Below are 12,328 nucleotides of genomic sequence, written 5' to 3' on the forward strand. Positions count from 1 at the left end.
CCCTTTTACGATCGAGACCGATGACCGCTTCCGAGACCCCGACGCCCTGGTGGAAGGGCGCCACGATCTACCAGATCTATCCGCGCAGTTTCGCCGACTCGAACGGCGACGGCATCGGCGACCTTGCCGGCATCACCGCGCATCTCGACTATGTCGCCGCGCTCGGTGTCGACGCGGTGTGGTTGTCGCCGTTCTTCACCTCGCCGATGGCGGATTTCGGATACGACGTGTCGGATTACCGCGACGTCGATCCGATCTTCGGCACGCTCGCCGATTTCGACGCGCTGATCGCGCGCGCGCATGCGCTGGGCCTGAAGATCATCATCGATCAGGTCTATTCGCACACCTCGGAGGAGCATGACTGGTTCCGCCAGAGCCGCGCGTCGCGCAGCGGCGACAAGGCGGACTGGTATGTCTGGGCCGATGCCAAGCTCGATGGCACGCCGCCATCGAACTGGCAGTCGGTGTTCGGCGGCCCGGCCTGGACCTGGGACGCGCGACGCGGCCAATATTACATGCACAATTTCCTCAAGGATCAGCCGCAGCTCAACGGGCATAATCCCGCGGTGCAGGACGAGCTGATCGCGACCGCGCGGTTCTGGCTGGATCGCGGCGTCGACGGCTTCCGCCTCGATGCGATCAACTTCGCGATGCACGACCCGGCGCTGACCGACAATCCGCCCGCGCCCGCGACCAACCGCGCACGGACGCGGTCGTTCGATTTCCAGCTGAAGCTGCACAATCAGAGCCATCCGGACATCGTCGGCTTCATCGAGCGGATCCGCGCGCTGCTCGACGAATATGGCGCGGGGTTCACGGTCGCCGAAGTGGGTGGCGACGACAGCGACCGCGAGATGAAGCTGTTCACCGGCGGCAATGGCCGGCTCAACAGCGCGTACGGTTTCGACTTCCTGTACGCGGACCGGCTGACCCCCGAACTGATCGTCGATGCGGTCGGCAACTGGCCCGATACGCCGGGTCTTGGCTGGCCGAGCTGGGCGTTCGAGAACCACGACGCACCCCGCGCGATCTCGCGCTGGACGACGCCCGACCAGCGCGATGCCTTCGCGCGGATGAAGATCCTGCTGCTCGTCGCGCTGCGCGGGAACATTTTCTTGTACCAGGGCGAAGAACTGGGCCTCACGCAGGTCGACATCGCCTTCGCCGACCTGCTCGATCCCGAGGCGATCGCGAATTGGCCGCTCACCTTGTCCCGCGACGGGGCCCGCACACCGATGCCATGGATCGGCGCGGCACCCGATCTCGGATTCGGCAGCACCCAGCCGTGGCTCCCGTTCGGCGAGGACCACCGCGCGATCGCGGTCGACGCGCAGGAAGCCGACGCGACGTCGCTGCTGCACTGGACGCGGACGCTGATCGCGGCGCGGAAGGCGCATCCGGCGTTGCGGCTCGGGAGCCTGCGGATCGTGCACAGCGACGATGCGGTGATCGCATTCGAGCGGCAGTCCCAAGACGAGACGCTGCTCTGCGTGTTCAATCTCGGTGATGACGCGCGTGGCTGGCCGACCGGCATCATGACTGACGGCGCCATGCTGTTCGCGACCGACGGCGCCGACACGACGACGCTGCCGCCACTGTCCGGGCTGGTCCTGCGGCGGTGATCGACGGGCGCGGCCAGCACATCGTCATCCTCGGCGGGGGCACCGCCGGGTGGATGACCGCGTGCCTGATCGCGCATCGCTGGCGCGACCGCGGCGTCCGCGTGACGTTGGTCGAAAGCCCGGAGATCGGCATCGTCGGCGTCGGCGAAGGGTCGACGCCGCAGTTGAAGCACTTCTTCGACACGCTCGGCATCGCTGAAGATGAGTGGATGCCGGCGTGCGACGCGACCTACAAGCTCGGGATCGGCTTCGAGGGCTGGTCCGACCGCGCCGGGTACGAGCGCTATTTCCACCCCTTCCCCACCGCGCTCGACGGCCACACCGCACCGCAATTCTTCTACAACACGCGGGCGCGGCGGACCGGGCGCGATGTCGAGGCACATCCCGACCAGTTCCTGCTCCCTGCCCGCCTCGCTGCTCAGAACCGCGCACCGCAGCCTGCCGCCAACTTCCCGTTCGAGGTCAGCTACGGCTATCATTTCGACGCGTACAAGGTCGGCGCCTTCCTGGCCAAGCACGCGACCGAGACGCTGGGCGTAGTCCACCTCCAGCGCCGTATCGCAAGCGTCGAGCGCACGCAGACCGGCGACATCGCTGCACTGATCGATACCGACGGCGAGCGCATCTCGGGCGACGTCTTTATCGACGCCAGCGGGTTTCGCAGCACGATCTTCAGCGCGCTTGACGTCCCGTTCGTCAGCTATGCCGACGCACTGTTCAACGACCGCGCGGTGGTGATGCCGACCGCGCACGCACCCGGCGCGCCGATCCCCAGCCAGACGCGCGCAACTGCGCTGTCGGCCGGCTGGGCGTGGCACATCCCGCTGACCAGTCGAAACGGCAACGGCTATGTCTATTCCAGCCGCCATCTGACCGAAGCGCAGGCCGAGGCCGAACTGCGCGCCCATATCGGCGTCGACACCGGCGAAGCGCGCTACCTCAAGATGCGCGTTGGCCGCGTTCGTGACAGTTGGTCGCACAACGCGCTTGCCGTCGGGCTGGCACAGGGCTTCCTAGAACCGCTCGAGGCGACAGCGCTGCACCTCGTCATCGCCACCGTCGAAGCATTCCTCGACATGGTCGATCAGGGCGGCGCGACCGACGCGGTCCGGACCGCGTTCAACATGCGCATCGCCGCGCGCTACGACGGCGTCCGCGATTATATCGTCGCGCATTACCGGCTCAACCAGCGCCACGACGATCCGACCGGCTATTGGGCAGAAGCGCGCCGGGTCGAGGCGTTGTCGGACGACCTGAAGATGCTGATGTCCACCTGGTTCACCGGCGCCGACATGGTCGCGGCGATCGATCGCGCCGGGCTTGGCCGCTATTATTCGGCGATCAGCTGGCACTGCCTGTTCGCCGGTTACGGCACCTTCCCCGATGCTGCGCGGCTCAGCCCGCCCGGCGCCGACATCGATCCCATCGACCTGCCGAAGATCGACGATTTCCTGACCCGTTGCGCATCGAATTTCGGGTCGCACGCCTCTCGCCTCCGCCACCTGGCGGACCACAAGGATACCGTATGAAACGCCTAGCCCTCCTGCTCGCCGCCACCGCTGGCGTGTGCAGCGTTCCCGTCTACGCGCAAACGCCCGCAGCGGCCGCCATCCCCGCGCCAACATTGACTCCACGGAGCGACGGTATCGACGTCCATGTCGGCACGACCACCACGCGGATCACCGCGATGACCGACGGTCTGGTCCGCGTGCGCATCGACAAGAACGGCCTGTTTCCGGAAGACGCCAGCTGGGCAGTTCCCGCCGCGATCCGCCACCAAAAGATCGCCGTCACCGCCGCCCCCGACGGCTTCGCCACCGCCAGCGTCCGCGTGCGTGTCGGTCCAGGCGGCGCGATCACCTTCGAGACGCTCGACGGCAAGATCATCTCCGCCGATGCCGCGCCCGTCACGACCGACGGCAAGGCGTTCGCGATCTCGAAGACGCTGCCGATCAGCGAGCATTTCTACGGACTCGGCGACAAGACGCAGGGGCTCGACCGCCGCGGCCACGGCTTCGTCGACTGGAATACCGACGCGTTCGGGTTCAGCAGCGCGGACGATCCGATCTACAAGTCGATACCCTTCTTCATCGGCTCCGGCGGCGCGGGAGGCAGCTACGGCATCCTGCTCGACAACACCTACCGCACCTGGTTCGACTTCGGTCACCGCGACGCCGAGACGCTCTCGTTCGGCGGCCCGGACGGCCCGATCGACTATTATTTCATTGCCGGGCCATCGATGGCCGAGGTCACGCGCCGCTATGCCGACCTGACCGGCCACGCCCCGCTCGCGCCGAAATGGGCGCTCGGCTACCAGCAGTCGCGCTACAGCTATGGCAGCGCCGACGAGGTTCGCCAGATCGCCGCGCGCCTGCGCAGCGACCGCGTGCCGACCGACGTGATCTGGCTCGACATCGGCTATCAGGATCGCAACCGGCCGTTCACCACGGACGCCAAGACCTTCCCCGACCTCCCTAAGCTCGCCACCGAGATGAAGGCCGACGGGATCAAGCTGGTCGCGATCACTGATCTCCACATCGCCGCAGTCGAGCAGGGCTACGCGCCGTACCAGAGCGGCATGAAGGCCGATGCGTTCATCAAGAATGCGGACGGCACCCCCTATGTCGCGCCGGTCTGGCCGGGGCCGTCGGTATTCCCCGACTTCACCAAGACCGCTGCACGGACCTGGTGGGGCACGCAATATAAGGGCTTTCTCGACGCCGGGATCGCGGGCTTCTGGAACGACATGAACGAGCCGGCGATCTTCGAGACGCCGACCAAGACGATGCCGCTCGACACCCGCCACCGCATCGACAGCGACGATTTCACCGCGCGCATCACCGATCACCGCGAGGCGCACAACGTCTACGGCATGCTCAACACACGCGCGACGTTCGATGGCCTGCTCAAGCTGCGCCCCGACGAGCGCCCGTTCGTGATGACCCGCGCGAGCTATGCCGGCGGGCAGCGTTATGCGGTCACCTGGACCGGCGACAACAGCGCGACCTGGGATCATCTGAAGCTGTCCGTGCAGCAGATCATCAACCTCGGGCTGTCGGGCTTCGGCTACAGCGCCGCGGACGTCAGCGGGTTTGCGGGCGGCCCGAGCCCGGACCTGCTCACCCGCTGGACCGAGATCGGCGCGTTCACGCCGGTGTTCCGCAACCATTCGGCGACCGGCACCCCTCGCGTGGAACCCTGGGTCGACGGCCCCGACCATCTCGCGATCCGCCGCCGCTTCATCGAGGAGCGCTACCGGTTGATGCCGTATTTCTACGCGTTGGCGGACCAGAATGTGCGGTTCGGCGATCCGATCATGCGGCCGGTGTTCTACGATTATCCCGCCGCCGCGACCGCGTCGTGCGATCAGTCGATGGCGTTCACGCTCGGCAAGTCGCTGCTGATCGCGCCGCCGCCCAAGCCCGAGTCGCCGCAGACCTACGACGTCTGCCTCCCCGCTGGCGGCTGGTACGATTACTGGACCGGCCAGCGCGTCGGCACGCCCGAGCCCGCCGCCGCCGGCCCGATCCAGTCGGCGACGCAGGCCGTACCGACCGCGCGCACGCTCGGCGACCGGGTGACCGAAACGCCGCGGCTCGATCACCTGCCCGTGTTCGTCCGCGCCGGCACAATCCTGCCCCGCCAGCCCTTGGTCCAGAGCACGAGCGAAACCCCGAACGGGCCGCTCCGTCTCGACGTCTATCCCGGCGCCGACTGCCTAGGCACGCTCTACGAGGACGACGGCCGCACGCTGGCGTACACACGCCGCGGCTACTTCCGGCAGACGGTGCGCTGCACGATCACGCCCACAGGCCTGTCGCTCGACTTCGCCAAGCCAGAGGGCGGATTCAAGCCGTGGTGGAAATCGATCGCCGTCACCGTCCACAACTGGACCGGGAGCGGCAGCGCCGTGGCGAAGGGCAAGCGCCTGGACCTCGTTGGTGACGCCCAAGCTCTGACGGCGACCGTGACCGTTCCCGCGCAATCCGGTGCCACCACGATCGCGATCGACGGGCGCCCAGCGCGCACCAACTGATCGCGGAGCCGCCCCGCGCGTAGCGGAGTGTTGCTCAGCGAACACCCTACGACCACCCCGCGCGCACCGACGTGCGCGGGATGATCGCGGCTGCCTTTAGCGGGAGAGCGCAGAAGAGCCTCGGCGCGTGCGGTGTACCGCCCTCCCCCATAGCGACGCGGTTCTAATCCCCTTGCCGGCACTAGAAATCCCGGTATCGCTTGCGGAACGGATTTACCCATACGGAAGAGCCAAGTATTCCCGTCGCTGACGATCAAATATAAGTTTACAAAAAATCTTTTTGATACTGATAATTGATCGCCTTGATCTCGCACACATCTGCTAAAGACCATCAATACCAAGTGTGACGCCGTCGAACCGGATGTCAGACACATACTCTGGTTTTTAGAGACACCGCGACATCGATACGACGCTCTCCAAGTTTCTCGACGGGCTTTCGCTCGGGGTCTCGCTCGCCGAAGACGACCGGAATCACGTTCTAAATCTGCCCTTTACGCGAAAGACATTCATGGCGTCGGGATATCTCGTACGCCAGGGTGATCGGTGCGATACCGTCTCGGTACTATTGGATGGCTATTGTTACGGCCAGAAAGACGATGGCGAGGGAAATTGCCAGATCGTGTCGCTTGCCATATCCGGTGATGTTATCGGCCTCGAGCATTTATACTTGCTGACGACCGATCATAACGTCCGCGCGCTCACGACGGTAGACGTCGCCATGATACCTTTATCCGCGGTCCAGCAACTCTCCGCGAGCCGGCCGGCGATCGCCCATGCCCTTGGTATTCATCAAGCGATAAACCATGCGATCGCCCGCGAATGGATCGTCAACATTGGCGCCCGAGACGGCCTGCGCCGCGTCGCGCATTTTCTGTGCGAATTTGCGGTCCGTTGCGACGCCTGGCGGAGCGATACCGCCGCCGGCTACGAGTTGCCGATGTCGCAAGAACAGATCGGCCAGGCGACGGGACTGACCGCGGTTCACGTCAACCGAATGCTGAAGACGCTTCACGCCGCCGGCCTGATCGAGCGCAGCTGGCGCAACGTCGTGTTCTCAAACTGGGAAGGGCTGCGCGACGTCGCCTGCTTCTCGTCGGATTATCTGCATCCAGGCCGGCAGGTTCCCGCCCCGGGCTACCGAACGGTCTAGTCCGCCTGATGTCGGCGCCGCGGTCGCCGCTCCGCCGACATAGGCTCCAGCTCCAGCCGTTCTCGACGATCGAACTACAGAGATCTGAACGAATCGATAGATTCACTCAGTGAAACCCGAGTTCGATCCTGAGTCACTTCGCGAGCTGGACGCGAAATAATGTTATCCAAATCTTAATAGACGGTCTTAATTACAGTCTTGCGCAGCCAGACCGATCGGCAAACCGTCTCAAGCGCCGCAAATTGTACGTTTTACACTATCATATCAAGTTTATAGCTTGATTTTTATTTGTTAGACTTACATAGGTTAAGCAGACTTAGCGATCATACCGTGCGATCCTCGCGACCGGTTGACCGCTTGGGATACAATGCCCTGACCATCTGGGTTTCGATGGCAGCGAGGTTCGACGCAGATCGATCCGCTGCAATCCGCTAAGGCTTCGTCCTCGCTTCGGGCGCTCTACCCCCTTCGAACGGCTCCCGCTGCTGCGGATGGGAGATCCGTGCCTTCCATCCGCGGTGACTATCGAGGTGTTCATGTACAAGTCGACCCTATGGGCGGCCGCGCTTGCGGCTGTGAGCCCGGCTGCCTTGCTGGTTTCCGCGCAATCCGCGCAGGCACAGGTTCCCGTCGGCGCCGGCGGACAGCTCCAGCAGATCCCACCGACTCCGCTGAACGAGACTCCCGCGCCCGATTTCGGGTTCGAGCGCAAGACGCCCGTTGTCGTCGCCGCAACCGGTGGCCCCAAGACGCTCGTCCGGTCGCTCCGCGTGACCGGTGCGACGCTGTTCCCCGAGGCCGACCTGATCGCCGCGTCCGAATTCACGCCGAACAGCGAGCTCGATCTGTCCGACCTCAAGACGCTCGCCGCGCGGATCACCGCCTATTACACCAGCCGCGGCTATTTCGTCGCGAACGCCTACCTCCCCGAGCAGGACGTCCAGAGCGGCACGGTCACGATCGCGGTCATCGAAGGTCGCTTCGGCGCAGTCGGCGTCAAGAACGAGTCGCGGCTCTCTGACAGCGTCGCGAACGGTATCCTCGCCGGGCTCGACGTCGGCGATCCGGTCGCGGTCGCCCCGCTCGAACGGCGCCTGCTGATGTTGTCGGACCTTCCCGGCGTGCGCGTGAAGTCGACGCTCAGCCCTGGCACCGCGGTCGGCACGTCGGACCTGCTGGTCGACATCACCCCCGGCCAGAGCATCACCGGCAGCGTCGAGGCCGACAATGCCGGCAACCGCTACACCGGCGCCTACCGCGTTGGCGGTTCGGTCAACTGGAACAACCCGACCGGTTCCGGCGACGTGCTGAGCCTGCGTGCGCTGACCTCGTTCTCCGGGCTCGCTTATGGTCGCGCCTCGTACCAGGCGCCGATCGGCCAGGTCACGCTGGGCGTCGCCTTCGCGCATCTCGAATATTCGCTCGGCAAGGAATTCGACAGCCTCGACGGCAGCGGCAACGCCGACGTCGCCAGCGTCTATGCCAGCTATCCGCTGATCCGTTTGCGCGACAACAATCTGTACGTGACCGTCGGCGGCGATGTGAAATGGTTCGAGGACAAGATCGGCATCGTCGATACCACCAGCTATCGTCGCGCGCAGGTGATCACCGCAGGGCTCAGCGGCGACCAGCACGACACGCTGCTCGGCGGCGGCTGGAGCGCGTATTCGCTGAGCTATTCGGTCGGCAATCTCGACATCCGCTGCGCGTACGAGCGTTCCATCGACGCGCTGACCGCACGCACCGACGGCAGCTACGGGAAGCTGCAGTTCAGCTTCGCGCGGTTGCAGACGATCGCCGGACCGCTGTCGCTGTTCGCCTCCGCCCGCGGGCAGATCGCGTTCAGCAACCTCGACATCTCCGAGCGGATGGAACTGGGCGGCGCCTATGCGGTGCGCGCCTATCCCGAAGGCGAGGCGTATGGCGACCAGGGTTACGTCGCCACCGCCGAGGCGCGGCTGGCGCTGCCGCAGGTCGTGCCGGGTGCGCTCCAGCTGTTCGGGTTCGTCGACGTCGGCGAGGTCGATTACGTCAAGCACCCGTATTTCACCGGCTCCAATCACGCGAAGCGCAGCGCGTACGGCGCAGGCCTGAGTTGGGCGGGACCGTACGGGATCGCCGCCCGGGCGACCTATGCGCGCAAACTCGGCGACGAGGACGCGACGTCCGCCCCCGACAAGTCGGGCCGCGCTTGGTTCCAGGTGTCGAAGACCTTCTGACCGCGCCGCCAAACGCTGCTGGCACCCCCAATTTTGCGGCCATCCGCCGCCACCAAGGATACCGCCCATGACCCCCATTCCCTCTTCGCTCAGAAACACCAGCCGCCTCGCTCCCTCCGTTACGCGCACGCGGCTTGGCGGGCTGTTCGGCACGACCGGGCTCGCGCGGTTCGCCTGGTTGATCGGGTTCAGCCTCGCGGGCACAATGGCGGCGCGTCCGGTCGAGGCGCAGACGCTGCCGACCGGAGGTGAAGTCGCCGCGGGCCAGGCGAGCATCGCGACCGGCAGCAAGTCGCTGACCGTGACGCAGACCAGCGACCGCGCGGCGATCAACTGGCAGTCCTTCTCGGTCGGCAAGGGCAATAGCGTCGTCTTCGACCAGCCGACCAGCAGTTCGGTCGCGCTGAACCGCGTGCTGGGCACCGATCCGTCTGTGATCCTCGGCAATCTGTCGGCGAACGGGAAGGTGTTCCTCGTCAACGCGAACGGCATCCTGTTCGGCCAGACCGCGAACGTGAACGTCGGCGGGCTGGTGGCCTCGACGCTCAACATCTCCGATGCCGACTTCCTCGCGGGCAAGAACAGTTTCGCAGGGACGAGCGGCGCAGGCGTCCAGAACGACGGCCGGATCACCGCGAAGAACGGCTATGTCGCGCTGCTCGGCGCGAACGTCGGCAATAGCGGGACGATCAAGGCGAACTTCGGCACCGTCGTGCTGGCGGGCGGCGAGGCGATCACGCTCGACGTGGCGGGTGACGGGCTGCTCAACGTCGCGGTCGACAAGGGCGCGGTCGGCGCGCTGGTCCGCAACGGCGGGCTGATCCGCGCGGACGGCGGCAAGGTCGTGATGACCGCGCAAGGGGCCGGCGACCTGCTCCACACCGCGGTCAACAACACCGGTGTCGTCGAGGCGCGCACGTTGCAGAACCGCGGCGGCACCATCCTGCTGCTCGGCGACATGAAGACCGGCACCGTCACCCTCGCCGGCACGCTCGACGCGAGCGCGCCGGTCGGCGGCAATGGCGGCTTCATCGAAACCTCCGCCGCGACCGTCATCGTGGCGGACAGCGCCAAGGTCTCGACCTACGCACCGGGCGGCATGACCGGCATGTGGCTGATCGATCCGCAGGATTACGTGATCGGCGCGGGCGGCAACATCTCGGGCGCGACGCTGTCGGCGCAGCTCGTCACGACCAGCATCACCATCAGCACGATCCCCACGGCGGGCGACACGACCACCGGCAATGGCGACATCTTCGTCAACGATGCGGTCGCATGGACCGCGTCGGGCGTACCGACGACGCTGACGATGAACGCGTTTCGCGACGTCAACATCAACGCGCCGATCACCGCGACCAACGGCAACATCGTCGCCTGCTGTGGTCGCGACGTGAACGTCAACGCGGACCTGACGACGACCAACGGCAGCATCCTGCTGAACGCCGGGCAGAACGTGAACGTGTTTCACGCGATCACGACGACCGACGGCAACATCGCACTGTGCGCCGGCCACGACGTGCTGATCGATGCGGCGGTCACGCTGACCCGCGGCACGACGATCCCCGCGCAGAGCCTGGGCCTGCCGGTCGGGCTGACGCTGATCGCCGGCGCGGACGGCACCGGGCCGGGCGTCAACGGCGGCACGATCGTGTTCTCCGCGCTGTCGCCGCCGACCACGGTCACTGCGGCGCCGGTGTCGATCAACTACAACCCCATTTCGTACACGACTCCGACCGACTTCACGACCGAGTTCGTGCTGACCGAGGGCGCGGCGATCACCCAGCGCATGCTGCTGTTCCCGACCGCGCAGAAGGTCGCCGACGGCACCAATGCGGCGGTGCTGAGCGGGTTCAACACCAACGGCACCTCGGGCACGCCGACCGGCGTATCGCTGGTCGCCGGCCCGGATGCGACCGCGACGTTCGACAGCACCGGCGAAGGCACGGGCATCGGCGTGAGCTTCAGCGGCTATACGCTGACCGGGGCCAACGCGGACCAGTATGCGCTGGCGAGTTCGTGCTGCGTCGCCGGGTTCCGGACGACCGGAACGATCACGGCTGCTCCGGCGCCTGCGCCAGCGCCAGCTCCGGCTCCGGCTCCGGCGCCTGCTCCGGCTCCGGCTCCGGCTCCGGCTCCGGCTCCGGCTCCGGCTCCGGCTCCGGCTCCGGCGCCTGCCCCGGCACCAGTGCCAGCTCCAGCTCCAGCTCCTGCTCCAGCGCCGGCTCCCGCTCCCGCACCAGCTCCAGCTCCAGCTCCAGCTCCAGCTCCCGCGCCCGCCCCGGCACCATCGCCAGCACCGTCACCGACCCCTACGCCTACGCCTACGCCTACGCCTACGCCGCCCGTCATCGTCACACCAACACCTGTGCCAAACCTGCCGACCGCGGCACGCCCGATCCTGGACGTTCCGCCCGTGATGGTCCGCGTCCCGTCACCACCGCCGATCGAGGTCGTCGAGGATGGCGTAGCATTCCCGCCGCCGATCCGTCCGGGTACGGTCATCGTCGAGACCCCGGGCACGCCGCAGGCCGTGCAGCCGACACCCGATCGTCCCTTCGTGCAACCGACCCCGCCGAACACGCCGGCCGTCCCCGACTATCCACGCAAGCAGGCGCGCCATTAAAGTGATCGGCCGGGACAGGATCGGACGGCAATGGCGCGGTACGTTGATAACGGGACTCGTTGCGCTCGCGGCGACCTCCCCAGGCGTGGCGCAGGCCGTACGCGCCGAACCCGTCGGACGGTTCGGGACCGAAGCGGTTTCGAACGATGCGCGCGACACTGCGGACTGGGTTGCCGCGTCGCACGATAACCAGGGCCTGCCGTTCATCGTCATCGACAAGGTGAACGCCGTAGTCTTCGCATTCGACGCCACCGGTGGATTGCGCGGTACGGCACCAGCCTTGCTCGGCATGGCGCGCGGCGATGCGAGCGTGCCCGGCATCGGCCAGCGCAAGCTCGCGACGATTACGCCGTCCGAACGCACGACCCCCGCGGGTCGGTTCAAGGCCTCGCTCGGTCGCGACTTCGAACAGGACATCCTGTGGATCGACTATGACGCCGCGCTGTCGATGCACCGCGTGATCGTCGGCCGCCGCGTCGACAATCGCGCCGGCCGGCTCGCCTCACCGACGCCGAGCGACAACCGGATCTCGTATGGCTGCGTGAATGTGCCGCCGGGGTTTTACGACGGGGTGGTGAAGCCGTTATTCACCGGGACCGTAGGGATCGTCTACATCCTGCCGGAGACGAAGCCGTTGCGAAGCGTGCTCGCCGTGCCGGACTGACAGACAATAAAATC

7 protein-coding genes are annotated in these 12,328 nt (G+C 66.3%); all 7 read left to right on the forward strand.

What is annotated here, in order from left to right; all coding sequences use genetic code 11:
• Positions 1 to 20: 20 nt before the first annotated feature.
• Positions 21 to 1,622, forward strand: a complete 1,602-nt coding sequence (locus tag SPHN_RS05810) for an alpha-amylase family glycosyl hydrolase (protein WP_248521893.1) — start codon at positions 21 to 23, stop codon at positions 1,620 to 1,622.
• Positions 1,619 to 3,151 (forward strand): tryptophan halogenase family protein, encoded by a 1,533-nt coding sequence (locus SPHN_RS05815; protein ID WP_248521894.1) that lies wholly within the window; start codon positions 1,619 to 1,621, stop codon positions 3,149 to 3,151. The genes SPHN_RS05810 and SPHN_RS05815 overlap by 4 nt, the downstream gene beginning before the upstream one ends.
• Positions 3,148 to 5,658, forward strand: a complete 2,511-nt coding sequence (locus SPHN_RS05820; protein ID WP_248521896.1) for a TIM-barrel domain-containing protein — start codon at positions 3,148 to 3,150, stop codon at positions 5,656 to 5,658. Before SPHN_RS05815 ends, SPHN_RS05820 begins: the two co-directional genes overlap by 4 nt.
• A 508-nt stretch (positions 5,659 to 6,166) precedes the next feature.
• The gene (locus tag SPHN_RS05825) at positions 6,167 to 6,808 is read left to right on the forward strand and encodes a Crp/Fnr family transcriptional regulator (RefSeq protein ID WP_248521898.1); all 642 of its coding nucleotides are present in this window, start codon (positions 6,167 to 6,169) and stop codon (positions 6,806 to 6,808) included.
• Between the two features lie 536 nt (positions 6,809 to 7,344).
• Complete coding sequence (locus SPHN_RS05830) at positions 7,345 to 9,027, forward strand: ShlB/FhaC/HecB family hemolysin secretion/activation protein (protein ID WP_248521900.1); 1,683 nt, start codon at positions 7,345 to 7,347, stop codon at positions 9,025 to 9,027.
• Positions 9,028 to 9,094: 67 nt separating this feature from the next.
• Positions 9,095 to 11,650: a filamentous hemagglutinin N-terminal domain-containing protein gene (locus SPHN_RS05835; RefSeq protein ID WP_248521902.1), complete on the forward strand. Its 2,556-nt coding sequence runs from the start codon at positions 9,095 to 9,097 to the stop codon at positions 11,648 to 11,650.
• A 43-nt stretch (positions 11,651 to 11,693) separates the two neighbouring features.
• Positions 11,694 to 12,314, forward strand: coding sequence for a L,D-transpeptidase (locus tag SPHN_RS05840; protein ID WP_248521904.1), 621 nt, complete (start codon positions 11,694 to 11,696; stop codon positions 12,312 to 12,314).
• The last annotated feature ends 14 nt before the right edge of the window (positions 12,315 to 12,328 follow it).

The sequence above is a fragment of the Sphingomonas faeni genome (assembly GCF_023195535.1).
GTDB lineage: Bacteria > Pseudomonadota > Alphaproteobacteria > Sphingomonadales > Sphingomonadaceae > Sphingomonas > Sphingomonas faeni_B.